Source organism: Streptomyces sp. NPDC001406 (assembly GCF_042895285.1).
GTDB lineage: Bacteria > Actinomycetota > Actinomycetes > Streptomycetales > Streptomycetaceae > Streptomyces.
Genome location: NZ_JBIAWG010000011.1, coordinates 374,617 through 397,765 on the forward strand (window position 1 = coordinate 374,617; position 23,149 = coordinate 397,765).

Below are 23,149 nucleotides of genomic sequence, written 5' to 3' on the forward strand. Positions count from 1 at the left end.
TGAAGGCCGGGGCTACTCCATGTAGAAGGTCGCGTCCGCTTTGTCGAGCGCGGTGCTGATCGTCTGGACGTAGAGCAGATTGTTGTAGTGGCGGATGTAGCGGCCCGGGTAGTTGTACGACTCCAGGCTGACGCCGGCCGTCGCGTCGGCGAGGCCGGAGTGCCGCTGGAAGGAGGCGTCGCTCCGGAAGGTGGCGGTGCCGTCGTTCTTCTCGACCCAGACCTCGAAGTTCCTGTGGCGCAGGTAGTATCCGGGGTAGTTCGTCGACTCCAGGGAGATCGTGCCACTGCCCGCGAGGCCGGTGACGACCCGGAACTGGGAGTCGGCGAGGTTGGTGACGTTCGCCTCGATCTTCGCGCGGAAGTCCCAGTGGCGGATGTAGCGGTCCGGGTAGTTGTACGAGGAGAGACGGACCGGGGTGAGGCCGTCGGCCACCGGGATGCCGAAGTCGGGGGTGCCGTCGGCTTTCCAGTAGACCTTCTGCAGCCGGGTGCGGCGGTTGGGGTCGTTGAGCGGGTCGCCGGTGATGTCCTTGTAGTTGCGGTCGTGGTAGACGAGGATGTCGGACTTTCCGTCCTCGGAGACCGTGAACGAGTTGTGGCCGGGCCCGTACTGCGAGGTCGCGGCGTTGCTCTTGAAGACCGGCTGGGGGCTCTTGCTCCAGGAGGAGGCGCTGAGCAGATCACCGGAGGCGGACGCGGTGAGCATGCCCAGGCAGTAGTTGGCGTCGGTGGCACTCGCCGAATAGGTCAGGAAGACCTTGCCGCCGTGCTGGATGACCGCCGGGCCCTCGTTGACCTTGTAGCCGATGGTCTCCCAGGACAGGGTTGGCTGAGAGATCTCCACCGGAGTGCCGCTGATGGTCCAGGGGTTGGCCATCCTGGCGATGAAAAGGCTGGTGTTGTTGTCCTCGCTGGGATTGTGCTGGGCCCAGGCGAGATACCGGACCCCGTTCACCACGAACGTGGTGGCGTCGAGCGAGAAGCTCTCCCACTGCGTCGTGATCTGGCCCTTCTCGGTCCAGGTGCCGGTCAGCGGGTTGGCCGCGCTCGTCTCCAGGACGTACATGCGGATCGCCCACACGTCGCTGGTGGAGCCGGCGGCGAAGTAGACGTACCACTTGCCGTCGATGTGGTGGATCTCGGGCGCCCAGATGTGCGCACCCATGACTCCGCTCGCGTGCTTGGTCCAGATGGTGGTCTCGGGGGCGGTGGCGAGGCCCTGGAGGGTGGTGGCCCGGCGCAGCACGATCCGGTCGTACTCGGGCACGGTCGCGGTGAAGTAGTAGTAGCCGTCGGTGTGCTTGAAGATATGCGGGTCGGCGCGCTGTTCGGCGAGGGGGTTGGTGAAGATCACGGCGGGTGAGGCGGGGGCGGCGTGCGCGGGGGCGGCGGTGACGAGCAGGGCGAGTGCGGCGAGGAGGGCTGTCAGCACCCGTCCGACGAGGCCTTTCACGGCTATCGGTATTCCTCTCTGTTCTGTCGGTGGGGCTCGGTCAGGTGGTGGGCGTCGGGCGCCACTGCTGGCAGGTGTTGTTCAGCCAGGTCCACTGGCGTACGTCGATGCCGTCGGCGGTACCGCAGTTGGCGACGTCGGCGACCTTGCCGCTGTTGGCGTTGACGATCCGGACGTGGTCGCCGCCCGTGTAAACGAGGCGGAACTTCTGGCAGTTGTTGCCCAGCCACGACCACTGCCGGAGGTCGGCTCCGTCGGCGGTGGAACAGTCCGCGGTGTCCAGGACCTTGCCGGTGGCGACGTTGACGAGACGGCTGGTGTCGCTGCCCTGGTCCTCGATGCGCCACTTCTGGTTGGCACCGCCGTTGCACGTCCACTGCAGGACGTTGGTGCCGTCCGCGGTGTTGCCGCCCACGACGTCCAGGCACTTGCCGCTGTTGCGGTTCACCAGCGTGTACGCCGTCGGGGTCGCGGCGCTCTCCCCGGCGGGGCCGGCCAGCGTCGTCCCGGTGGCCACGGGGGTGCCGAAGTTCGGCGTGCCGTCGGCGTTCCAGGTGAACTTCTGGGCCCGGGTGGTGCGGGCGTTGCCGCAGCCGCCGCTCGCCGAACTGTTGGCGTGGTAGACGATCCAGCTCTCACTGCCGTCCGGCGAGGTGAAGAAGCCGTTGTGCCCGGGGCCGTACACGCCCTTCGCGTCGTCCCGCTGGAAGACCGGGGATTGCGACTTCGTCCAGGCGGCGGGGTTCAGCGGGTCGCTGCCGGTGAGTTCCAGCAGGCCCAGCTTGTAGTCGGCGGTCTGGCAGTAGCTGGCGGAGAAGGTCAGGAAGGTCCGGCCGTCGTGGTACAGCGGCTCGGGGCCCTCGTTGACCGGGGCTCCGGAGGTCTCCCAGCTCAGTGTGGGCCGGGAGATGACCGTGAAGGTGGAGCTGCCGAGGGTGTAGGGATTGCTCATCGGCGCGATGACCAGGCTCTGTGCGCTGCCGCCGACGGAGCCGCTGCCGACCAGGTACAGCTTGCCGCCGTACTCCAGCACGCTGGGGTCGATGAGCCAGCCGCCGGGGTTGAGGTTGGAGCCGGTGAGCGTGTTCTTGTAGGTGTACGGCCCCATGGGGTCGGAGCCCGCGCTCTCCAGCACATGCGTGCGCTGGGTGTCGCAGCAGGCGGCGCCGGCCTGCCCGGCCACGTAGTACAGGTACCAGTGGCCGTTGAAGTAGTGGAACTCCGGCGCCCACATGTTGGCGTTGCGCCCGGCGGTGGAGTCGGCCCACACCTGCACGCTCGGGGCGGTGGCCAGCCCGGCGAGCGTCGGGGACTTCCGCATGGTGAGCTCGCCGGTGAAGGTCGTGTTGATCAGGTAGTAGTTGCCGTTGTCGTACTCCAGCCAGGGGTCGGCGCCCTTCTGCGCCTTGACCGGGTTGGTGTACGGGCGGCCCTCGGCCGCGGCTGCGGGCTGTGCGGTCACGAGCGACGCGAGCACGGCCAGCAGTGCCGCTCCGAGCACGAGCCAGTGGCGGGTGCGGAACACGGTCGGTAGTCCCTTCCGGCGGCCTCATGTCCGAGACGTACGAGATATGAGATGTTCGGTATTTCGAACTATGTACGGAACTTCGACCAGAAGGTAGGGGTGTGGCAATAACACGTCAATGGGTCGGGCGAGTTGAGTTGAGTTTTCCAGCCGGAGGCGGGGCCGAATGCCACGGAATCACGGGTACCGTGCGACGGGCTGACGGGCCGGCCTGCCCGGCCAGTTGGCGCGGACGACGAAGGACACCGTGATCAGCAGCGCCCAGGAGACCCACTTCGACATCGACACCGGTTCCCAGCCGTGGAGTTGGTAGGGATACCGCCAGGCGCCGAGGTACGTGGCCACGTTCTCCGCCAGCCACAGGAAGAAGCCCACCAGCGCGAAGGACAGGGCCAGCGGCATACGGTGGCGCCGCTCGCCGACCGTGAAGTACGTCCAGGTGCCCCACGTCGCGCACAGCAGCAGACCACCGAGGACCCAGCGCAGGTCCGGCAGCCAGTGGTGCGTGAGGAAGTTGACGTACAAAAGGGCGGCCACCACGGCGGTGACCCGGGCGCGATAGCCGGTGAACGACAGCTCCAGCAGCCGCCAGGTCCGGCAGCCGTAACTGCCGACGGCCGCGTACATGAACCCGCCGTACAGCGGCACACCGGCGACCTTGGTCAGTGCGGGCTCGGGATAGCTCCATGCGCCCACATGCACCTTGACCAGCTCGAAGACGAGTCCGAGAACATGGCAGACGGCGACGACCGCGAGATCCCGGCGGGTCTCCCAGCCCAGCAGACGGCACACGACCGTGAGCAGCACCCCGTAGGCGAGAAGGAGGTCGTAGCGCGCCACGGGGAGCGGCGGCAGCATCCGGACCGCCGCCATACCGCCGAACAGCGCGACCGCGAAGGCACAGCAGCGGGCCTGCACCCAGCCGAACAGAGTGATCTGGCGGACGAGCATCCCGGCCTGCTGCTTGATCTTGTGCATGCCAGGAAGACGACTGTTCGAAGCCGATGGTTGCAGGCCTGCCGGAGCCCCGGCGGCGAAGGGGCCGAGTCGTTCAGCCCGCACCCACCGGCGAACCTGCCTCCTGGCCGGGCTCGTCCTCGACGGCGTACGCCAGGAAGTCGTCGACCATGCGGTGGAACAGCGTGGCCAGCTGTCGCAGTTCCTCGGGCTTCCACTCGCCGAGGGCGAGCTGCATGCCGCGGGCTCCGGCCTCCCGGACCCGGTCGATGGCCCGGCGGCCCGCGTCGGTGAGCTGGATGCGCTGGGCGCGGCGGTCGTCGGGGTCGGGGATCCGGGTGACATAGCCGGACTTCTGCAACTGCTGCACGGTGCGGGTCACATGGGAGGCCTCGACACCCAGCCGCTGCGCCAGCTCCCCCGGCCGCAACGGGTCGGAGTCGGCGACCTGGCGCAGCAGCGCCACCGCGGCCCGGTCCAGCGGCACACCGGCGAGCGCCATCAGCCGCTCGTGCTGCCGGGCCCGGGTGCTCAGATACGTGATGCGCGTGAGCGCACGCTCGATCTCGACGACTTCCGGGGAGGCGACGGGGGCGACGGGCAGCGGTTCCGTGGGCATACCCACCAGTTTACCATATCGTTGCGTAACTCAAGTAAATGGGGAAGATCCGTCCCCGGGGACGTCCCCCGCGTTCCATGGGACGCGGGGACGGCATCCTGACGGTTCGTCACGGAAACGCTGGGTCTCGTGATCACGCTTCGTGGTCACGAGATCGACAGCCCGGAGGTTTCGATGATCCGACGGACCGTGAAGAGCGGCCTGCTGGCGACGATCGCGGTGCTCGCGCTCCTGCCCACGGCAGCCGGCGCCGCCGAGGCGGACCACACCGTACCGCTCCCCGCGCCCAACGTCTCGGTGCAGTACACCACCCCCTCACTGCTCCCCGCTCCCGCACCGCACCGGCAGGCCGAGCACCGCACGCCGCACCACAAGTCCCGCCGCGCGCACCGCGTCACGCACCGTGTGCACCGCGTCCGCCACGCGCACCGCACCACGCACCACTGCACGCACCGGGTCCGCCACGTCGTCCGTTCGGCCGGGTACCGCCGCGGCCTTTCCGTCGTGGGGCGTGTGACCACGCACCGCCTCGCACTGAACGTCCGCTCCGGTCCGGGCACCGGCTACCGCGTGGTCGGCCACCGGCACCCGAACCGGCTCGTGGCACTCACCTGCCGGACGAGCGGGTCCCGGGTGCGCGGCAACCACACCTGGTACCGGCTCTCCCACCACAGGGGCTATGTGTCCGCCCGCTACGTCCGGGTCGGCACCGTCACCCCCTGGTGCTGACCGCTGCACCCCGTCGTACACGCTGACCCCGAGGCCTGTTCGGGAACCTCACGTTCCCGAACAGGCCTTCGGCGTGTACGCACTTCACGTACCTCATACCTCACGACAGGTTGCGCTTTCCCCTTCCCCGGGAAGCCATTCCGACAACAGGGGGCGAAACGCCCATAGCGTAACCGGAGTCGAGGAACGCACCATGCGGCAGCCCGCAGAACCGACCACGCCGGACGAGCCGTTGATGGTGAGACTGCGCGAACTGAAGGACCGTACGGGGCTGAGCCTGGCGGCGCTGGCCGCCCGCACCCCGTACAGCAAGTCCGCCTGGCACCGCTATCTGACCGAGGGCAAGCGGCCGCCCCGCTCGGCCGTGGAGGCGCTCGCCCGGATCGCCGGCGTCGACCCGGCCCCGGTGCTGGCCCTGTGGGAGGTGTCCGGCGAGCAGCCGGCCGGCAACCCGCCCGACGAGGCCGGCCAGGAGGGCCCGGCAAGGCGCCGGTTGCAGCGGCCGGCGGCGCTCGCGCTGCTGACCGTGACGGCCGTCGCGGCGGCCGCCCTCGCCCTGCCCGCCCGGCACGGCTCGCCGGGGAAGCAGGCCGTCGCGGCGGCCCCCCGCTGCCACGGGAAGTCCTGTCAGGGCCAGCTGCCCGACCCGTCGGCCTGCGCGCGCGACGCGCAGACCAAGAGCACGGTCACCGACCCGGACTACGATGTCCGGCTGCGCTACTCACCGGCCTGCGGCACCGCCTGGTCGGAGGTGCGGGTGCATTCCCCGCACGCCCGGGAGATCACCGTACGCGCGGGCGAGAACATGCTCTCGGCCACCTATCCGGCCGACGACTCCACCGGCTACACCAGCCCGATGCTCGCCGTGATGTCACCGCGGGGCGTGGAGGCGTGCGCCGAGGTGGCCGGGCAACTGGCCTGCACGGGGCTGGACCCCGACAACCCCGCGGAGTCCGTCGAGCAGCCCTGAAACGCGCGGCGCCGCACGCCGTGCGAGGGCCCCGGCGCCGAGCGTTCACCCCGCCCGGTACAGGTCGCCGAGCAGCTCGATCACCGCCTGCTGGGCGGGGTGCGGATCGTCCCGCCACCAGGCCAGGCGGACCGCGACCGGCTCGGCGTCGCGCACCGGCCGGTAGACGACGCCGGGCCGCGGGTGCTGGTTCGCGGTGGACTCCGCCGTCGTGCCATCGGCCGCGATCCGAGTAACTTGCTTGACTCAAGTAACCCGCATATGCTTGCCTAACTCAAGTAAGTCGCCAGGACCGGGGCCGCCCTGAGCGGGGGTGGCCCCTCGCGCCGTACCCGTGGGGACGGGGACCGGTGCGGTCCCCGGGCCCGGCCGCCGGTTCAGTCCCCCCGTCCGGCACCGGCCCGGGGACACCTCCTTCTCCGTGTCGCCGAGACGGAAGAGACAGGACGCCTCCATGAAGAACTCCGTACGAGCCGGGCTGGCCGGGGTGCTCGCCTGCGGCGTCATCGGCGCCGCGATCGGTATCGTCCGGGACGACGACGGCTCCGGTGACGACCCCACACCACCGAAGGGCCCCTACGTCGCGCTCGGCGACTCCTACACCTCGGGCCCGAGGATTCCCGACCGAACGGGCACACCGGCCGGCTGCGAGCGGTCCGACCGCAACTACCCGACCCTGGTGGCCCGGCGACTCGGCCTCGACGCGGCCGGCTTCCGGGACGTGAGCTGCAGCGGCGCCACCATCGCCGACCTCTCGGCGGCCCAGTCCACGGACGACGGGGTCAACCCGCCCCAGCTGTCGGCACTGACCACGCGGACCCGGCTGGTCACCGTCGGGATCGGCGGCAACGACATCGACTTCATCGGCCTGATCAAGCGGTGTGTGACCGCGGGGACGGTCTACTTCGCCTCCGGCAACGGCAGGAACCTCCCGGGGGACGCGCCCTGCCGTGGGCAGTACGTGTCCGGGGACACCGACGAGGTGCGGCAGAAGACCGAGACGGCGGAGCGGAAGCTCTCACGGACACTGGGCGAAGTGAAGCGGCGCGCACCGCACGCCCGCGTCTACGTCGTCGGCTATCCGGCGATCCTGCCCGCCGACGGACACGGCTGCGGGCGCGAGATGGGCCTCGCGCCGGGCGACGTCTCCTTCCTCCGCGAGAAGGAGCAGCAGCTCAACGCCATGCTGCGGCGGCGGGCCGAGGCCGCCGGAGCGAGCTACGTGGACACCTACAAGCCCTCCGAGGGGCATGACGCCTGTTCGGCCTCCGCCACCCGCTGGATCGAACCCCTCGTCCCCGCCTCCTCCGCGGCCTGCGTCCACCCCAACGAACGCGGCGAGCGCGGCATGGCCGACGCCGTCCTGGACGCCATGGGTGCCCAGGTCGGGCGTCGTCCCTCTCCCAGCAGCTTGCGGCACGTCAGTTCAGATAAGGGCACATCAGGGCACATCAGAAAGTGAGAGTCACCCCATGACCACGATGAAGTCCGTCAGGACCGCAGGTGTCGGCAAGATCGACGTCGTGGACGTCGAGCGTCCCGTCCCCGGTCCGAAGGACGTGTTGATGAAGATCCGTGCCTGCGGCATCTGCGGCACCGACGTCACCTTCCTGCACATGGGCGGCATGCCGGCGCGTGCCCACCTCGGCGGTGACCTGGTCCCCGTCGCCCTGGGCCACGAGCCGGCCGGCGAGATCGTCGAGGTGGGCGCCGAGGTCACGGGCCTGAAGGCCGGGGACCGCGTGGTCGTCAACCCGCAGGACGCCCCCAGCGGCATCATCGGCTGTGGCGGCAAGCACGGCGGCATGAGCGAGTACCTGCTCATCGAGAACGCCGAAGTCGGCAGGAGCGTCGCGGTGTTCCCCGACACCGTGCCGTTCGACGTCGCGTCCCTCAACGAGCCGATGGCCGTCTCCCGGCACGCCGTCAACCGCTCGGAGGCCGAGCCGGGCGACAAGGTGGTCGTCTTCGGCGCCGGGCCGATCGGCCTGGGCGCGGCGATCTGGCTGAAGCTGCGCGGAGTCGAGCACGTGGTGGTGGCCGACGTCATCCCGGGACGGCTGCAGAAGGCGCTGGCCGTGGGGGCGGACGCCGTCATCGACTCCGCCGAGGAGGACGTGACCGCGCGCCTGACCGAGCTGCACGGGCAGAGCGCCAACGCCCTCGGCCAGCCCCGGCCGGGCACCGACATCTACATCGACGCGGCCGGTGCGGCCGCCGTCTTCAACACCGTGGTCGCCAACGCCAAGTGGCACGCCAAGCTGGTCATGGTGGCGGTGCAGAAGAGGGGGGCCGAGACAGACCTCGGCGGCATGCTGCGCAGCGAGCTGACCCTCATCGCCTCCCAGGGCTACCCGACGGAGATCTTCGAGGTGACCCCCGAACTCGTCGAGCACCACGAGCGCTTCGCGAAGCTCATCAGCCACCGCGTTCCGTTCACGGAGGCCGGGCGGGCCTTCGAGCTCGCACTGACCCCGGGGGCCGCGGAGAAGGTCGTGGTGACCTTCTCGGCGTAGCTACGCGAGGCGTCGGAGAAGCGGAGACGCGGGCCGTCGGAGAAGCGGAGCAACGGGGCTGCGCGTCCCGGTGCGCGACGAGGGACCGCGCGTGGCACCGCCACCTGCAATCGTGCCCAACTCGCCGTGACGGCCCATCAGTCGGGGCTGGTGCGGGCCGCGCCCGCAGTCGGTCGCCCCGCGGCGGGCAGCGCGCGCCGAGCGGCGGCCGTTCAGGGGAACCGCTCCCGAAACGGGCGTGACCGCGTCCGGCGTGGTCGACATGTTCTGCCGTGACCCTGCCGCTGATCCCGCCGATGCTCGCCACTCCCGGAAAGCTGCCGCCCACCGCCCAGGACGCCCGGTGGGCCTACGAGACCAAGCAGGACGGCCAGCGCGCGGTGGTCTATCTGCCCGGCGACGGCACCGTGCTGCTGCGCGCCCGCTCCGGCGAGGACATCACCGCCGCCTACCCCGAGCTGCGGCCGCTGGGCGGCGCCCTCGGCAGCACCCCGGCGATCCTGGACGGCGAGGTCCTCGCGCTCGACGCACACGGTCGAGCCGACTTCCAGCTGCTGCAGAGCCGCATGGGCCTGGCCCACGCACCGGCACGCGCGGCGCGCCGTGCGGCCCAGGTCCCGGTGCACCTCGTGCTGTTCGACGTGATGCACCTGGGCGGCTCCCTGCTCGCCCGCCCCTACACCCAGCGGCGGGCACGGCTGGAGGAGCTGAGCCTCGACGGGCCCCACTGGTCCACGCCCGCCGCCGTCATCGGCCATGGTGCCGAGGCCCTGCGGGCGACCCGCGAGCACGGTCTGGAAGGAGTGGTCTGCAAGCGCCTCGACTCGGTCTACGAGCCCGGCGTGCGCTCCCGCGCCTGGATCAAGATCCGCAACATGCGCAGCGAGGACGTGATCGTCGGCGGCTGGCTGCCCGGCAAGGGCCGGCTCACCGGACTGCCCGGTGCCGTGCTGGTCGGCCAGCGGGCCGCCGGGCGCCTGCGGTACGTCGGCGGTGTGGGCACCGGTTGGAGCGAGGTTGAACGCACCGAACTGGCCGCGTTGCTGCGGGCCGCCGAGACCGGCGTGTGCCCCTTCGACCCGGTCCCGCCAGTCTCCGGCGCCCACTGGGTGCTGCCCCGACTGGTCGGCGAGGTCGCCTACAGCACCCGTACCCGGGCCGGACTGCTGCGCCAGCCGTCCTGGCTCCGGCTGCGCCCCGACCTCGCACCGGAGGAGTCGTCGGCGGACATCCCTGATGAACCGGCTTGAACCGGCTTGAACCGGACCGACTCCGACCCGCCTCCCGTCTGACCCTCCGTCATGATCCAAGAGTTGGGCCCTGCTTCACCACCGGTACGTGTGTGACCCCTTGGCCCGGAGTTGAAAACCGGGGAAGCTGAACTCTCTTTGCCCCCACAGCCGTTGGGCTGCGCCCAAAGAGGAGGACGCAGTGTCGTCACCGAAGTTCAAGGCACACCGCAGAAGATGGCTCACCGGTCTCGCGGGAGCCGCCGCGCTCGTCGTCGCCACCGCCACCGCCGCGTACGCCGCCCCGCCGCCGGCGCTCCCGGCCAACGCCGAGCCCTCGGAGCTGACGTACCAGCCGGCCTTCGACTACGACACGGACGGCTGCTACTCCAGTCCGGCCATCGGCCCCGACGGCACGATCAACGGCGGTCTGAAGCCGACCGGTGCCCTCAACGGCTCGTGCCACGACGCCTCCGACCTGGACAACACGAACAGCTACTCGCGCTACAAGTGCAACAACGGCTGGTGCGGCTATCTGTACGGCCTGTACTTCGAGAAGGACCAGGCGCTGCCCGGAACCAGCATCGGCGGCCACCGGCACGACTGGGAGCACGTCGTGGTGTGGGTGCAGAACGGCCAGATCAAGTACGTCTCCACGTCCAACCACGGCTCGTTCACCGTGCACCCGGTCTCCGACGTCCGCTTCGAGGGCACGCACGCGAAGATCGTGTACCACAAGGACGGCATCCGTACGCACTGCTTCCGGCTCGCGAACTCGAACGACGAGCCGCCGGAGAACCACAAGCACACCTGGCAGTACCCGCCGCTGGTCGGCTGGAACGGCTACCCGGCGGGCCTGCGCGACAAGTTGAGCACGTACGACTTCGGCAGCGCCCACTTCGGCCTCAGGGACGACAGCTTCGCCTCGCACCTCTCCTCGGCCAAGCCGTCCGGCATCCCGTTCGACCCCAACGCCTGAGCCGCCGCGGGTTCCCTGCCGCCCCGGGCGCGGCAGGGAACCCATGGACGCCCGCCGGTCGGCGCCGCATCATGGCCGGATGGATCTTCACGGAGAACTGCCCTCCGCGGTGGACGCGCACGCCCTGCTGGGGCTCGCCGAGGGCCATCACGACCGCACCGTACGACCGGCCGGGACCCGGGAGACCGCCGGGCACCTGGTGAAGGTGTACGCGCTGGCAGCACCGGGGCGCACGGTCACCGAGGCCGGCACGGACGCGGCGCTGGAGCTCGCCGGGGCGCATCTTGCGCTGGGGCGGCTGCGCGGCTCGCTCGGGCTGTCGGTGCTGATCGTGCACGCGGGCGGCGACGGGGACTACGTCCTGGTGCACACCTGGATCGAGGGCCACATGTCCGACCTCGCCGTGTTCACCGGCCCGGCAGGCCGCCCCGGGGAGCTCCGGCCGGGCCGGAGCGGGCTCGCGCCCTGCGTGTGGGAGGCGGCCGTCCTCGCGCACGAGCGCGACGCGTTCTCCCGGCACGTCCTCGGCGGCACCGGCGCCCTCCCGGACCGGCTCGCGGCCTGGAGCGCGGACACCGTCGAGGGAGCGGTCCGTTGACCGGCACTCCCCCGGTGCGTCACGCCGAGCGCGCCGACCTGCCGCGCGTCGCCGAACTGGCCGCACAGCACGCGGAGTACGAGCACGCCGCGCCACCGGTGCCGGATCTCGCCGCACGGCTCGCCACACTCCTCTTCGACGCACCCGCACCACGCCTGCGCTGTCTGGTGGCCGAGACTCCCGACGGCGAGGTCGTCGGCTACGCCACCTGCTCGCCCGAGCTGTCGACCTGGGAGGGCCGGGAGTACCTCCACATGGACTGCCTGTTCCTGACCCCCGGCCACCGGGGTCTCGGCCTCGGCGCCCTGCTCGTCGACGCCGTGGCCGCAGAGGCCCGCGCCCTGGGACTCGGCGAGGTGCAGTGGCAGACCCCCGCCTGGAACGAGGGCGCGGTCCGCTTCTACGACCGCCTCGGTGCCCGTTCCCTGGAGAAGCTCCGGTACAGCCTGCGGGTCACCGGATGAACCCCGAAGGTGCGGCCGGGCAGTTGTTCGGCGGGCTGCTCGCCGGCCAGGGGCCCGACTGACCCCCGGACCTGTTTCCCTTCGACCGGCACACGGAGTCATGACGGTACCGGCACTCGCGGCGCGGCGGAGCAATGCGGGCGATCGGCACGGATGTCCGTCGCCACGGTCTATCGTGTCCCCATGTCCGTCCCGGAACTGATCCGTATCGTCTCCCGCGACTCACCGATGGCACTCGCCCAAGTGGAGCGTGTCCGCGCCGAGTTGGCGGTCCTCCATCCGCAGGTGCGCACCGAGGTCGTACCGGTGAAGACCACCGGCGACAAGTGGCTGGGCGATCTGTCGCAGGTGGAGGGCAAGGGGGCGTTCACCAAGGAGGTGGACGCCGCGCTGCTGGCCGGGGAGGCCGACCTCGCGGTGCACTGCGTCAAGGACGTGCCGGCCGACCGGCCGCTGCCCGCGGGCACCGTGTTCGCCGCGTTCCTGAAGCGGGACGACATCCGTGACGCGCTCGTCCACCCGGGCGGGCTCACCCTCGACGAGCTGCCGGCCGGCACCCGGATCGGCACCTCCGCGGTGCGCCGTGTCGCCCAGCTGGCCGCCACCCACCCGCACCTGCGGTGCGTGCCCTTCCGCGGCAACGCCAACCGCCGCCTGGAGAAGCTCGCGGCCGGCGAGGCGGACGCGCTGCTGCTCGCGGTCTCCGGTCTGGAGCGGATCGACCGGCGCGAGGTGATCAGTGAGGTGCTGTCCCCGGAGACGATGATGCCGCCGATCGGCGCGGGCATCCTCGCCCTGCAGTGCCGGGAGGGCGACGCCGAGCTGATCGACGCGGTCAGCGGGCTCGGCGACCCGGACACCTACCGGGAGGCCGCGGCGGAGCGCATGTTCCTGCACGTCCTGCAGGGGCACTGCAACAGCCCGATCGCCGGTTACGCCCGCGTGGACCGCAGTGGTGAACTGTCCCTGCGCGCCTGTGTGTTCACGCCGGACGGCAAGACGCGGCTGAACGCCCACGAGTGGGCGGGCCGGCTCGACCCGGCCACGCTCGGCACCTCGGTCGCCGTGTCCCTGCTGCGGCAGGGTGCCCGCGAGATCATCGACGGCATCCCGCACTGACGCCGTAGCAGCCGTCAGGCGGTGCCCGGCTCCGTCTGGTCCTCCAGGTCCTTCAGGAAGACGCTCACCTGGTGGGCCAGGCTGCCCGGTCCGGTCGCCGCGGAGGCGGCGGCGACGGGCTCCTCCAGCAGTCCGATGCCGCCCGCCCACAGCCGGCGGTCGGTCCACTCCTCGTCGACCCGCAGCTGGACCTGGACGTCCACCTGGGTCAGCGCCGCCTCCGGCCCTGCCGCGTACACCACGGCGGTGGCCCGGCGCAGCGGGTAGACGTCGAAGCCCTCGATGAACTGCGAGTTGCGCCAGTCGATGAAGGCGCCCTCCCCGTCGGGGCCGACCCGGACGTCGATCTGCCCGTCCTCCAGCTGGACGCTGAAGTGGCGCGCGCCGCGGTTCTCGATGGTCACCCGGACACTGAAGTACGTCAGCCCGACGGCCGCGTCGTCGCGTCCGCGCGGCGGCTCGGCCGCCTCCAGGCTGTGGACGCGGACACGCAGACCGGCATGCTCGTCGTGCTCCTGCCAGTCCCCGACCACGTTCGGCTCGTACACGGTGCCCCTCTATCGACCTCGGAGAGCTGCTGTCTATCTGTGTGCCGAGCGCACTGTCAAATGAGCAGAATGCGCTGTGGCCAGGGGATTCGCCCGCTTTGATCGCTGATCAAGCGCTGCGCAGCGGGAATCCCCTCGGCGGGCCCCGGGAAGGTGTCCGGGTGCGTGCCGCACATCACGTCCCGGCAAGATCAGCGGGCGAGCCGGCCCAGCAGCGAGGAGGCGACGGTGATGCCGAGCGCGGCGGCCACGGCAAGGACGCCGAAGTCGGCGGCGAGATGCGCCGGCGTGCCGAGCAGAAGGCCACGCAGGGCGTCGACTTGGTAGCTCAGGGGGTTGGCCCTGCTGACCGCCTGGAGCCAGCCGGGCATGATGGAGACGGGATAGAGGGCGTTGGAGCCGAAGAACAGCGGCATCGTGATCGCCTGTCCGATGCCCATCAGACGGTCGCGGTTGAGGACGATGCCCGCGATGGTGATCGACAGGCAGGAGAAGAAGGCGGAGGCGAGGACCACGGCCGCCGCGACGCCGAGCAGACGCAACGGGTTCCAGGTCAGCGCGACGCCCAGCAGGGCGGCGATGACGATGACGACGACCGCCTGGATCAGCGACTTCACTCCGGCCGCGAACGCCTTGCCGGTGATCAGCGCCGCGCGCGGGGTCGGCGTGACCAGCAGTTTGTTGAGGATGCCGGCGTCCCGCTCCCAGATGATCTGGATGCCGTAGAAGATGGCGATGAACATCGCGGACTGGGCGATGATGCCGGGCGCGAGGTAGTCGATGTAGGGGATGCCGCCGGTGGGTATCGCCCGGATCCGGGTGAAGGTCTGGCCGAAGATCAGCAGCCAGAGGGCCGGCTGGATCGCCCTGGTGTACAGCTCGGTGCGGTCGTGGCGCAGTTTCTGCAGTTCGACGGTGCACATCGCGACGACCCGGGCGGGCAGCAGCCGCCAGCCCGCGCGGGGCCGGGGCGGCCGCAGCAGCAGGTCACTGTCCGCCGTGGGGACGGGATCAGCCGACGCGGTTGGCGGTGCGGCGGGTGCTTCGGACATCGCGGAAATCTCCTGACTTCTCGTCGAGACCGCTGCCGGCGACGTCGCGGAAGACGTCCTCCAGGGTGGGCAGCGTGTCCGTGGCCGGGGCGCCCGCGGCGCGACGGCGTTCACCGAGTCCCTGTCTGAGTTCGGCGGGGGTGCCGAGGGCGCGGATGCGGCCGTGGTGCATCAGGCCGACGCGGTCGCAGTACTGGTCCGCCTCGTCCATGTAGTGGGTGGTGACCAGGACGGTCATGCCGGTGGCCGCCCGGACGGCGTTGATGTGCTCCCAGACACCGGTCCGGGCGATCGGGTCGAGGCCGATCGTCGGCTCGTCGAGGATCAGCAGGCGGGGTGCGCTGACCAGGGCCTGGGCCAGCTCCAGCCGGCGGACCATGCCGCCGGAGTAGGTGCCCACCAGCCGGTCGGCGGCGTCGGCGAGGCCCACGGCGGCCAGGGCCTGCGCGACCCGGGCGGCCCGCTCGCGGCGGGGGACGTCGAAGACCCGGGCGAAGAGGGCGACGTTCTCCCGTCCGGTGAGCCCGCTGTCGGCGGACAGTTGCTGCGGGACGTACCCGAGGAGGCGTCGTACGGCCATGCGGTCGCCGGCCGTGTCATGGCCGAAGACGCGGACCATGCCCGGGGGGACGGGCAGCAGCGTGGTGATGCAGCGGATGGCCGTGGTCTTGCCGGCGCCGTTGGGGCCGAGCAGCCCGAAGACCTCGCCCTCCCGCACGGTCAGGTCGAGCCCGTCCACCGCGTTGGTCTCCCCGAACGCGTAGGCGAGCCGTGTGCAGGTGACGGCTTCGGCCGCGTCGGCGGCGGTGTCCCACGCTTCGGCTGCGGTGTCCCGCGTCATGATTCCAAGGCCTCCTCGTGCAGGGTGACGGCCAGCTTGCGCAGCGCCGGGAGTGCGGCGCGCAGCGCCTCCCGGTCCGCCTCGTCGAGCCGGTCCACATGGCGCCCGACGAGGTCCGCCCGGCGTCGCTGCCAGTCCCGCAGCCGGTTGCGGGCCGCCTCGGTGAGCTGCAGGCGGGCGGCACGCCGGTCCGCCGGGTCGGTCTCCCGGATCAGATAGCCGTCCCTGGCGAGCTTGTTGACGAGGGTCGAGACGGAGTTGCTCGCCAGGTACAGCTCCTTGGCGGCGTCCGAGATGCCGATGCCGGGCCGGGCCTCGACCAGGCGCAGCAGTTCCACCTCGGCGCCGCGCAGCCGCGGCGCGGTCAGCCCGCTGCGCAGCCGGCGGCGGATCAGCCGCTGGATGCCGACCAGGGTGTCCGCCAGCTCCTCCGGGAAGGCCTCCGGCTCCCCTGGTCCCTTCGGTTCCGGTCCCTTGGCTTCCACACTTGGAGATTACCTCTGTGTCAGAGGTATCTCTCCCCAAGGAACGGTCAAGTCGGACACTTGACGGCCAGACGCCGTCACCATTTCGGGTGATTTGTTTCGGCATGTCCGGTCGGGGGAATCCTGATGCAAGTGCTTCGGACAGGAGGCACGTCCGTGGGAGCCGGTTCGCCGGGCCCCGGGTGCCCCCTCAACGGTCCCAGCGCGTTCCTCTCCTCCCATGGTGTCTGTCCCATCCAGCACCCGCTGAGGGAGGTGCGCACCCGCCATGGGTACCACCACCAGAACGAAGCCCCATCCGCACGACGACGCCCCCGACACGGCAGAGGCGTTCGAACGGCTTGTCGAACTGCCGGACGGCCCGGAGCGCCGGGCACTGCGGGACGAGCTGGTCCGGCTCTGGCTGCCGATGGCCGAGCGGATCGCCGTCCGGTTCCGTGACCGCGGGGAGACTCTGGAAGACCTCTACCAGGTCGCCGCCCTGGGCCTCGTCAAGGCCGTCGACCACTACGACCCGGCACGCGGCCGCGCCTTCGAGGCGTACGCCGTACCGACCGTCACCGGTGAGATCAAGCGCCACTTCCGTGACCACATGTGGACGCTGCACGTGCCGCGCCGGGTCCAGGATCTGCGCAACCGGGTCCGGAGCACCGCGAAGGAACTCGGGCAGACGATCCCGGGCCGGGCACCCACCGTCGCCGAGATCGCCGCACACGCACAGCTGACCGAGGACGAGGTCCGCACCGGTCTGGAGGCGCTGGAGTGCTTCTCCGCACTGTCGCTGGACGCCGAGATGCCGGGCACCGAGGGTTACGCCCTGAGCGACGCCCTCGGGGAGAGCGATCCCGGCTACGACCTCATAGTCGACCGCATCGCCGTCAAGCCCTGTCTGGAGGCTCTGCCCGAGCGTGAGCGGCTCATCCTGTATCTGCGGTTCTTCCGGGGGATGACGCAGAGCAGGATCGCCGAACAGCTCGGGATCTCCCAGATGCATGTCTCGCGGCTGCTCAGCGGCTGCTTCGACCGGCTGCGCAAGGATCTGCTGGCCGAGGCGCGCTGAGCCTCACTGCGGCGGTGTCCCCGGAACCTGCGTCGGACCGTGCCGGTCGAGGGCGTCCTCCAGCTCGGCGCGGATCTCCGGGGGCATGTCACCGGTGCGTCCCCAGATGAGGATGAGTTCCGCGACATTGCGCAGCTTGATGTTTGTGTGCTGGGAGACGTCCTTCAGCACCGCCCACCCCTGGTCGGGCGTCACCCGGCCCAGGGCGACCACCATCCCGATCGCCTGGTCCACCACGGCGTGCGAGGCGACAGCCTCCTTCAGCTGGTGCACTTCTTCCTGCAGCTGGAAGATGCGATCCGTCTCGGCCTCGTAGCGCTCGCCCATCCATCAATCGTGTCACTCGTCCGGCCGTATGCCACCGGGGTGCTCGGCAGGCGCCCGGACCGCTTCCGGTTGGACACTGGTGGAAGACCGGTGGCCACCGGTCCCGGACACCAGGACGCGAGTGCGATGAACCATGACACGACCCTCCCCGGCGGCGCGAAGAAGGAGGCAGTCGTCTCCACGCACTCCGTCTTCGGCGCCCCCTGCTGGGTGAGTCTGACCAGCCGTGACCTCAAGGCCACGGAGGAGTTCTACGGGGCCGTACTGGGCTGGCGATGGCGGAACGCCAAGCTCGGTGATCATTTCCGGATCGCGCTGGCGGGCGGGGTGCCGGTCGCCGGGATCGCCGCGGTCGCCGCCATGTGGCAGATGGCGGTGACCTGGACGCCGTACTTCGCCGTCCCGAACGCGGACGAGGCCGCGGCCCGGGTCCGGGAGCGCGGCGGCACCGCGGCGGTCGGCCCGCTCTCCTTCCCGCCCGGGCGCGCCGCGCTGCTCGCCGACCGGGACGGGGCCATCTTCGGCATCTGGGAGGGCGAGCTCATCTCCAACTGGGAGACCTGGCGGCGGGCGGCGCCGACGTTCATCCGGCTGCACACCCGCAACGCCTTCGACGCCGCCCTCTTCTACGGCGAGATCCTCGACTGGGCCACGGACCGGCCCGGCTGCTGCGAGGTCGAGTACGAGGGCGGCGAGGTGGTGCTGCGCAGCCGGGGCGACGTGGTGGCGCGCATCGACTCCGGCGCGGTGGAGGCGGCGCCCGATCCGTCGGTCCGGCCGCACTGGCAGATCCACTTCGCCGTGGCCGACGTGACGGACTGCGCCCGGGCGGCGGAGAAGCACGGCGGCAGCGTGCTGAGCGAGGAAGAGGAGGAGGCCGTACTGCGCGACCCCGACGGCGCACAGTTCACGGTGACCTCCCGCCGCGAACACTGACCTCCGCTGCATCGCGGGTGCCGCGTCCTGGGTGCTGTCGTCACGTCCCCGCGGGGATCCGACGCCATGGCCTGGGTCCTGTCGTCAAACTCCCGTCGCGTCCGCCCGAAGGGCGGGCCCCGCGGCGCCATGGGGGTCCCCCCTGCTCGAGCAAGGCCGAGTGCTTGGGGAAGCGTGCTCTCGGCGTGCCGGGCCTCGACCCTCGTCCTGGGTGTACTTGGGTCGGGGCCCGGTGCGGCGAGTGGGGGTCACCCCTGCTCGAAGAGCTTGAGGGAGCGTGCATGGCGTCGCGGCGCAGACGGGAATTTGACGACAGGCCCTAGCCGTCGGCGCGGGACGGGCGGGACAGCAGGACGAGGCTGCGGGGCTCGACTCGGAGGCCGGTGGCCGCCTTGTGCTCGCGTTCGTCCGGGATTCCCTCCGGGTCGGCCGTGTCGATCAGGGTGGTCCAGCGCTCGCCGTAGGTGCCGTCGGGCAGCCGGAAGTCGACCGGTTCCCAGTAGCTGTTGAGCAGCAGCAGGAACGAGTCGTCGACCACGCGCCGGCCGTACGGGTCGCGTTCGGCGATGGCGTCGCCGTTGAGGAACACGCCGACCGAGTGCGCGTCGGGGCGCTGCCAGTCGCGGCCGGTCATCTCGCGTGCGTCGGGCAGCAGCCAGACCAGGTCGGGCAGGCGTTGCCCGGCGTGGGTCACCGTCGCGCCGCGGAAGAAGCGGCGGCGGCGCAGTACGGGGTGGGCGGCCCGCAGGGCGATGACATGGCGGGTGAAGTCCGTCAGCGTGCGCTGTTCCCCGGTCGGGGACCAGTCGATCCAGGAGACCTCGTTGTCCTGGCAGTAGGCGTTGTTGTTGCCGCGCTGGGTGCGGCCCAGCTCGTCACCGTGGCAGAGCATCGGGATGCCCTGCGACAGCAGCAGCGTGGCCATCAGGTTGCGCTGCTGGCGGGCGCGCAGCTCCAGGACCGCGGGGTCGTCCGTCTCGCCCTCGGCGCCGCAGTTCCAGGACCGGTTGACGCTCTCCCCGTCCCGGTTGCCCTCGCCGTTGGCCTCGTTGTGCTTGTCGTTGTACGAGACGAGATCGCGCAGGGTGAAACCGTCGTGCGCGGTCACGAAGTTGACGCTGGCCCGGGGCCGGCGCCTGCTGTGCGCATAGAGGTCGGAGGAGCCGGTGAGCCGGGAGGCGAACTCGCCGAGCGAGCCCGGTTCCGCCCGCCAGAAGTCCCGTACCGCGTCCCGGTATCTGCCGTTCCACTCCGACCACAGGGGCGGGAAGTTGCCGACCTGGTAGCCGCCCTCCCCCACGTCCCAGGGCTCGGCGATGAGCTTGACCCTGCTGATCACCGGGTCCTGCTGGATCAGGTCGAAGAACGCCGACAGCCGGTCCACCTCGTGGAACTGCCGGGCGAGCGTGGCCGCGAGGTCGAAGCGGAAGCCGTCGACGTGCATCTCGGTGACCCAGTACCGCAGCGAGTCCATGATCAGCTGGAGTACGTAGGGATGCCGCATCAGCAGGCTGTTGCCGGTGCCCGTGGTGTCGTAGTAGTGCGCCCAGTCGCCGTCGACGAGACGGTAGTACGAGGCGTTGTCGATGCCTCGGAAGGACAGCGTGGGACCGTACTGGTTGCCCTCGGCGGTGTGGTTGTAGACGACGTCGAGGATCACCTCCAGGCCGGCCGCGTGCAGCGCCTTCACCATCGCCTTGAACTCGTTGACCTGCTGGCCGCGGGTGCCGAAGGCGGCATAGGCGTTGTGCGGGGCGAAGAAGCCGATCGTGTTGTAGCCCCAGTAGTTGGACAGGCCCCGGTCCTGGAGCACGCCGTCCTGCACGAACTGGTGCACCGGCATGAGCTCGACCGCGGTCACCCCGAGCGAGGTCAGATGCTCGATGACGGCCGGGTGCGCGAGGGCGGCATAGGTGCCGCGCAGCCGGGGCGGGACCTCCGGGTGGGTACGGGTGAGTCCCCGTACGTGCGCCTCGTAGATCACGCTGTCCGCGTACGCCCGCCGGGGCGGGCGGTCCTCGCCCCAGTCGAAGTACGGATCGGTGACCACACCGAGCATGGAGTGCCCGGCGCTGTCGGCCGGGGAAGCACCGCCCGGATCGCGCTCGTAGAGCGAGGCGTGGTTGTCGATCTGCCCGTCCACGGCCCGTGCGTACGGGTCGAGGAGCAGCTTCGCCGGATTGCACCGGTGGCCGAGGTCGGGGTCCCATGGGCCGTGCACCCGGAAGCCGTAGCGCTGCCCCGGTCCGATCCCGGGGACATAGCCGTGCCAGACGAACCCGTCGACCTCGGTCAGCGGCGCGCGGGTCTCGGTGCCGGCATGATCGACCAGTACCAGGTCGACCTGCTGGGCGACCTCGCTGAACAGGGCGAAGTTGGTGCCCTGTCCGTCGAAGGCGGCGCCCAACGGGTAGGGGTGCCCGCTCCACACGGGCACCCCTTTCCGCTTCGGTCGTGCCGTCACCGGGCGGCCTCCACCGGGTCCGCCGAGGTGGCCAGTGCCGCGACGGGCATCTCCCGGGGCACCTGGCGCACATAGCGCAGGCTGGGCTCCGGGGCCGTCGGGACCAGCGGGACGCGCTCGCCGCTGCGGGCGCGCTGGGAGAACCAGATGATCTTGCTGCCGGTGTCCGAGGCGCAGCATCCCCAGCCGTCGCTCGTCGCGGCGATCTGGGTCAGGCAGCCGCGCAGGTCCTGGTCGGGGCGCAGATCGCGGTCGTCCTCGCCCACGGCGGTGATCAGATGCTGGCCGTTCCACCACATCTCGATGGATGTGTGCTTGTCCGTCGCATGCTCGTCAATGGCCCGCAGCAGCAGTTCGGTGCCGCGGCAGACGGGATCCACGAGGTTCTCGAGGTCCCAGTGGCGAAGGTGGGCGGCCAGGATGCGGCTGACCTGTCCGACCCGTTCGGGGCTGACTTCCACGTCGAGGTGGTAGTAGCAGGGCACTGCGGTCTTCATTGTCGCTTGCTCCTCACCGGCGAAGCTGCCGCTCGTTCTCGCCCCCGCGGGCAACGGCCCCGATCACTGAGCGTCGAGCACCGATCGCTCCTGAGTCAGATCCACAGTGCGGGTACTACGCCATTCGTGCAACACGAGAGCACTCGTGTGGTGGTTGAAGATCCAACAAGACGCTGAGTCGTCACACGTGCACCATGAGTGAAAGTGCCTCGATCGCCGTAACGGTTCCGTGCCTCTCCGTGCACGGAGACCACCCGACCGTCGGGAAACGCGCCCAGTCGAGAGCGTGGAGGGTGAAGAGGGCCATGCTGCTACCCGCTAAGGCCGAAGTGGCCAGGCAGTTGCGGCGGTACCGGGCGTGGGAACGCGTGATGCTCGCCGCTCCGGCGGACCGCGAGGTGCGGGCCACGTTCGAGGACTCGGGCTACACGCTGTGCGTGCTGATGGGCAAGCGGTGCGCCCGGGAGGCCGCCGACGCCGCCGAGCGCTATCTGCGCTCCAGTCTGGGCAGCTACCTGCAGGAGCAGGGCGGGCGGCCCCATGGGAGCGGCGCGGCGCGACGGGCTCCGCCGTGGGACCGGCGTTCCAGCGCCGGGAGGCACTGACCTTCCGGTGTCTTCGGATTCCGAGCCGGGCCCGGGGCCCGGCTTCGCGCACGGCGGAGGTGAGACCCATGAGTTCGACCCCGGACATCGGCCGAGTTCCGGTTCGCGACGTCCGGCCGGCCGTGGACTGCGGCAGGCGCCCGGCGAAGGCGGTGACCGCAGAGGCGTTCCAGGTCACGGCCACCGTCTTCCGTGAGGGTCACGACGCCGTCGGCGCGAACGTGGTGCTGCGCGACCCCGAGGGCCGCCCCGGCCCGTGGACGCCGATGCGTGAACTCGCCCCGGGCACCGACCGCTGGGGCGCGGAGGTCACCGCGGGCGAGCCCGGTCGCTGGACGTACACGGTGGAGGCCTGGAGCGATCCGGTGGCCACCTGGCGGCGGACCGCCCGCATCAAGATCCCGGCGGGCATCGACACCGGGCTGGTGCTTCAGGAGGGCATGGACCTCCACACCCGGGCCGCCTCCGGAGTGCCCGAGGGCCCCGAGCGCGAGGCGGTCCTGGCCGCCGCCCGGGCGCTGGGCAACGACTCGCTCTCCCTGGAGGCCCGTCTCGGGGCGGCGTTGGCGCCGGAGGTGGACGGGGTGCTGGCGCGGTATCCGCTGCGGGAGCTGGTGACCGCGTCCGAGCCGATGCCGCTGCTGGTGGAGCGTGAACGCGCGCTGTACGGCTCGTGGTACGAGTTCTTCCCGCGCTCCGAGGGCACGCCCGAGCACCCGCACGGCACGTTCCGCACCGCGGCCCGCCGTCTGGAGGCGATCGCCGCGATGGGCTTCGACGTCGTCTACCTCCCGCCCATCCACCCGATCGGCACGACGTTCCGCAAGGGCCGCAACAACACCCTGACCGCCGGCCCCGACGACGTCGGCGTGCCCTGGGCGATCGGCTCCCCGGAGGGCGGCCACGACGCCGTCCACCCCGATCTGGGCACCCTGGCAGACTTCGACCACTTCGTGGACCGGGCCCGCGAACTCGGTCTGGAAGTGGCCCTGGACTTCGCGCTGCAGTGCTCCCCGGACCATCCCTGGGTGCACAAGCACCCCGAGTGGTTCCACCACCGCCCCGACGGCACGATCGCGTATGCGGAGAACCCGCCCAAGAAGTACCAGGACATCTACCCCATCGCCTTCGACGCGGACCTGGACGGGCTCGTCGGCGAGACGCTGCGGGTGCT

At 70.8% G+C, this 23,149-nt stretch carries 24 protein-coding genes and 1 pseudogene; 13 read left to right on the forward strand and 12 right to left on the reverse strand.

Annotated elements, in window-relative coordinates; genetic code table 11:
* Nucleotides 1-12 precede the first annotated feature (12 nt).
* The 4 genes from ACFY1J_RS27640 to ACFY1J_RS27655 all read right to left on the reverse strand — a co-directional run bounded on the left by ACFY1J_RS27640 (nucleotide 13) and on the right by ACFY1J_RS27655 (nucleotide 4,556).
* Nucleotides 13-1,455 (reverse strand): family 43 glycosylhydrolase, encoded by a 1,443-nt coding sequence (locus tag ACFY1J_RS27640; RefSeq protein WP_390732155.1) that lies wholly within the window; start codon nucleotides 1,453-1,455, stop codon nucleotides 13-15.
* Nucleotides 1,456-1,495: 40 nt separating this feature from the next.
* Entirely contained in the window at nucleotides 1,496-2,980 is a 1,485-nt protein-coding gene (locus ACFY1J_RS27645) for a family 43 glycosylhydrolase (protein ID WP_390732156.1), read from the reverse strand.
* Between the two features lie 177 nt (nucleotides 2,981-3,157).
* Complete coding sequence (locus ACFY1J_RS27650) at nucleotides 3,158-3,958, reverse strand: DUF817 domain-containing protein (protein ID WP_390732157.1); 801 nt, start codon at nucleotides 3,956-3,958, stop codon at nucleotides 3,158-3,160.
* A 73-nt stretch (nucleotides 3,959-4,031) separates the two neighbouring features.
* Complete coding sequence (locus ACFY1J_RS27655; RefSeq protein ID WP_390732158.1) at nucleotides 4,032-4,556, reverse strand: MarR family winged helix-turn-helix transcriptional regulator; 525 nt, start codon at nucleotides 4,554-4,556, stop codon at nucleotides 4,032-4,034.
* Between the two features lie 174 nt (nucleotides 4,557-4,730).
* Between ACFY1J_RS27655 and ACFY1J_RS27660 the strand changes: the two genes are divergently transcribed.
* Nucleotides 4,731-5,285 carry an SH3 domain-containing protein gene (locus ACFY1J_RS27660; protein WP_390732159.1) on the forward strand — a complete coding sequence of 185 codons (555 nt, stop codon included), beginning with the start codon at nucleotides 4,731-4,733 and terminating at the stop codon, nucleotides 5,283-5,285.
* Nucleotides 5,286-5,478: 193 nt separating this feature from the next.
* Nucleotides 5,479-6,255, forward strand: coding sequence for a DUF2690 domain-containing protein (locus ACFY1J_RS27665; protein WP_390732160.1), 777 nt, complete (start codon nucleotides 5,479-5,481; stop codon nucleotides 6,253-6,255).
* A gap of 45 nt (nucleotides 6,256-6,300) precedes the next feature.
* Here ACFY1J_RS27665 and ACFY1J_RS27670 read toward each other — a convergent pair.
* Nucleotides 6,301-6,471, reverse strand: a pseudogene (locus tag ACFY1J_RS27670) (LysR family transcriptional regulator); the annotation flags it as partial.
* 238 nt (nucleotides 6,472-6,709) lie between these two features.
* Between ACFY1J_RS27670 and ACFY1J_RS27675 the strand changes: the two are divergent.
* The 7 genes from ACFY1J_RS27675 (at nucleotide 6,710) to hemC (ending at nucleotide 13,160) form a co-directional block, all read left to right on the forward strand.
* Nucleotides 6,710-7,717 carry an SGNH/GDSL hydrolase family protein gene (locus ACFY1J_RS27675; protein WP_390709662.1) on the forward strand — a complete coding sequence of 336 codons (1,008 nt, stop codon included), beginning with the start codon at nucleotides 6,710-6,712 and terminating at the stop codon, nucleotides 7,715-7,717.
* Nucleotides 7,718-7,727: 10 nt separating this feature from the next.
* On the forward strand, nucleotides 7,728-8,771 hold the full coding sequence (locus tag ACFY1J_RS27680) for a zinc-binding dehydrogenase (RefSeq protein WP_390732161.1): 1,044 nt from the start codon (nucleotides 7,728-7,730) through the stop codon (nucleotides 8,769-8,771).
* A 272-nt stretch (nucleotides 8,772-9,043) separates the two neighbouring features.
* Nucleotides 9,044-10,021, forward strand: coding sequence for an ATP-dependent DNA ligase (locus ACFY1J_RS27685; RefSeq protein WP_390709664.1), 978 nt, complete (start codon nucleotides 9,044-9,046; stop codon nucleotides 10,019-10,021).
* A 181-nt stretch (nucleotides 10,022-10,202) separates the two neighbouring features.
* Nucleotides 10,203-10,979 carry an NPP1 family protein gene (locus ACFY1J_RS27690; protein ID WP_390709665.1) on the forward strand — a complete coding sequence of 259 codons (777 nt, stop codon included), beginning with the start codon at nucleotides 10,203-10,205 and terminating at the stop codon, nucleotides 10,977-10,979.
* 79 nt (nucleotides 10,980-11,058) lie between these two features.
* Nucleotides 11,059-11,577, forward strand: coding sequence for a hypothetical protein (locus ACFY1J_RS27695; protein ID WP_390709666.1), 519 nt, complete (start codon nucleotides 11,059-11,061; stop codon nucleotides 11,575-11,577).
* Nucleotides 11,574-12,041, forward strand: coding sequence for a GNAT family N-acetyltransferase (locus ACFY1J_RS27700; RefSeq protein WP_390709667.1), 468 nt, complete (start codon nucleotides 11,574-11,576; stop codon nucleotides 12,039-12,041). Before ACFY1J_RS27695 ends, ACFY1J_RS27700 begins: the two co-directional genes overlap by 4 nt.
* Before the next feature lie 183 nt (nucleotides 12,042-12,224).
* Nucleotides 12,225-13,160 (forward strand): hydroxymethylbilane synthase, encoded by a 936-nt coding sequence (hemC, locus tag ACFY1J_RS27705; protein ID WP_390709668.1) that lies wholly within the window; start codon nucleotides 12,225-12,227, stop codon nucleotides 13,158-13,160.
* A 14-nt stretch (nucleotides 13,161-13,174) separates the two neighbouring features.
* Here the strand turns inward: hemC and ACFY1J_RS27710 are convergent, their stop codons facing one another.
* From ACFY1J_RS27710 to ACFY1J_RS27725, 4 genes are all read right to left on the reverse strand, one after another.
* Nucleotides 13,175-13,708: a hypothetical protein gene (locus ACFY1J_RS27710; RefSeq protein WP_390709669.1), complete on the reverse strand. Its 534-nt coding sequence runs from the start codon at nucleotides 13,706-13,708 to the stop codon at nucleotides 13,175-13,177.
* A gap of 191 nt (nucleotides 13,709-13,899) precedes the next feature.
* Nucleotides 13,900-14,760, reverse strand: coding sequence for an ABC transporter permease (locus ACFY1J_RS27715; protein WP_390732162.1), 861 nt, complete (start codon nucleotides 14,758-14,760; stop codon nucleotides 13,900-13,902).
* Nucleotides 14,720-15,601 (reverse strand): ABC transporter ATP-binding protein, encoded by an 882-nt coding sequence (locus tag ACFY1J_RS27720; RefSeq protein WP_390732163.1) that lies wholly within the window; start codon nucleotides 15,599-15,601, stop codon nucleotides 14,720-14,722. The genes ACFY1J_RS27715 and ACFY1J_RS27720 overlap by 41 nt, the downstream gene beginning before the upstream one ends.
* Nucleotides 15,598-16,086 (reverse strand): MarR family winged helix-turn-helix transcriptional regulator, encoded by a 489-nt coding sequence (locus ACFY1J_RS27725; RefSeq protein ID WP_390732164.1) that lies wholly within the window; start codon nucleotides 16,084-16,086, stop codon nucleotides 15,598-15,600. The genes ACFY1J_RS27720 and ACFY1J_RS27725 overlap by 4 nt, the downstream gene beginning before the upstream one ends.
* Nucleotides 16,087-16,354: 268 nt before the next feature.
* On the opposite strand from ACFY1J_RS27725, the gene ACFY1J_RS27730 reads away from it, so the two are divergent.
* The gene (locus ACFY1J_RS27730) at nucleotides 16,355-17,146 is read left to right on the forward strand and encodes a SigB/SigF/SigG family RNA polymerase sigma factor (RefSeq protein WP_390732165.1); all 792 of its coding nucleotides are present in this window, start codon (nucleotides 16,355-16,357) and stop codon (nucleotides 17,144-17,146) included.
* A gap of 3 nt (nucleotides 17,147-17,149) precedes the next feature.
* Here the strand turns inward: ACFY1J_RS27730 and ACFY1J_RS27735 are convergent, their stop codons facing one another.
* On the reverse strand, nucleotides 17,150-17,473 hold the full coding sequence (locus ACFY1J_RS27735) for an ANTAR domain-containing protein (RefSeq protein WP_390732166.1): 324 nt from the start codon (nucleotides 17,471-17,473) through the stop codon (nucleotides 17,150-17,152).
* Between the two features lie 126 nt (nucleotides 17,474-17,599).
* On the opposite strand from ACFY1J_RS27735, the gene ACFY1J_RS27740 reads away from it, so the two are divergent.
* The gene (locus ACFY1J_RS27740; RefSeq protein WP_390709683.1) at nucleotides 17,600-18,409 is read left to right on the forward strand and encodes a VOC family protein; all 810 of its coding nucleotides are present in this window, start codon (nucleotides 17,600-17,602) and stop codon (nucleotides 18,407-18,409) included.
* Between the two features lie 319 nt (nucleotides 18,410-18,728).
* Here the strand turns inward: ACFY1J_RS27740 and glgX are convergent, their stop codons facing one another.
* A complete protein-coding gene (glgX, locus tag ACFY1J_RS27745) occupies nucleotides 18,729-20,846 on the reverse strand; it encodes a glycogen debranching protein GlgX (RefSeq protein WP_390709695.1) in 2,118 nt (705 codons plus the stop codon).
* Between the two features lie 23 nt (nucleotides 20,847-20,869).
* Nucleotides 20,870-21,370: a pep a2 gene (locus ACFY1J_RS27750; protein WP_363295528.1), complete on the reverse strand. Its 501-nt coding sequence runs from the start codon at nucleotides 21,368-21,370 to the stop codon at nucleotides 20,870-20,872.
* A 305-nt stretch (nucleotides 21,371-21,675) separates the two neighbouring features.
* On the opposite strand from ACFY1J_RS27750, the gene ACFY1J_RS27755 reads away from it, so the two are divergent.
* Entirely contained in the window at nucleotides 21,676-21,975 is a 300-nt protein-coding gene (locus tag ACFY1J_RS27755; protein WP_390709684.1) for a DUF5133 domain-containing protein, read from the forward strand.
* Between the two features lie 68 nt (nucleotides 21,976-22,043).
* On the forward strand, nucleotides 22,044-23,149 hold a 1,106-nt coding region (locus ACFY1J_RS27760; protein ID WP_390732167.1), incomplete at its 3' end, for a maltotransferase domain-containing protein.

Bases quoted from the DNA above. Each gene is read 5' to 3' on its own strand.
- ACFY1J_RS27650 (WP_390732157.1), bottom strand. From the start codon at position 3,958: ATGCACAAGATCAAGCAGCAGGCCGGGATGCTCGTCCGCCAGATCACT.
- ACFY1J_RS27655 (WP_390732158.1), bottom strand. From the start codon at position 4,556: ATGCCCACGGAACCGCTGCCCGTCGCCCCCGTCGCCTCCCCGGAAGTC.
- ACFY1J_RS27660 (WP_390732159.1), top strand. From the start codon at position 4,731: ATGATCCGACGGACCGTGAAGAGCGGCCTGCTGGCGACGATCGCGGTG.
- ACFY1J_RS27665 (WP_390732160.1), top strand. From the start codon at position 5,479: ATGCGGCAGCCCGCAGAACCGACCACGCCGGACGAGCCGTTGATGGTG.
- ACFY1J_RS27675 (WP_390709662.1), top strand. From the start codon at position 6,710: ATGAAGAACTCCGTACGAGCCGGGCTGGCCGGGGTGCTCGCCTGCGGC.
- ACFY1J_RS27680 (WP_390732161.1), top strand. From the start codon at position 7,728: ATGACCACGATGAAGTCCGTCAGGACCGCAGGTGTCGGCAAGATCGAC.
- ACFY1J_RS27695 (WP_390709666.1), top strand. From the start codon at position 11,059: ATGGATCTTCACGGAGAACTGCCCTCCGCGGTGGACGCGCACGCCCTG.
- hemC (WP_390709668.1), top strand. From the start codon at position 12,225: ATGTCCGTCCCGGAACTGATCCGTATCGTCTCCCGCGACTCACCGATG.
- ACFY1J_RS27715 (WP_390732162.1), bottom strand. From the start codon at position 14,760: ATGTCCGAAGCACCCGCCGCACCGCCAACCGCGTCGGCTGATCCCGTC.
- ACFY1J_RS27720 (WP_390732163.1), bottom strand. From the start codon at position 15,601: ATGACGCGGGACACCGCAGCCGAAGCGTGGGACACCGCCGCCGACGCG.
- ACFY1J_RS27730 (WP_390732165.1), top strand. From the start codon at position 16,355: ATGGGTACCACCACCAGAACGAAGCCCCATCCGCACGACGACGCCCCC.
- ACFY1J_RS27735 (WP_390732166.1), bottom strand. From the start codon at position 17,473: ATGGGCGAGCGCTACGAGGCCGAGACGGATCGCATCTTCCAGCTGCAG.
- ACFY1J_RS27740 (WP_390709683.1), top strand. From the start codon at position 17,600: ATGAACCATGACACGACCCTCCCCGGCGGCGCGAAGAAGGAGGCAGTC.
- ACFY1J_RS27750 (WP_363295528.1), bottom strand. From the start codon at position 21,370: ATGAAGACCGCAGTGCCCTGCTACTACCACCTCGACGTGGAAGTCAGC.
- ACFY1J_RS27755 (WP_390709684.1), top strand. From the start codon at position 21,676: ATGCTGCTACCCGCTAAGGCCGAAGTGGCCAGGCAGTTGCGGCGGTAC.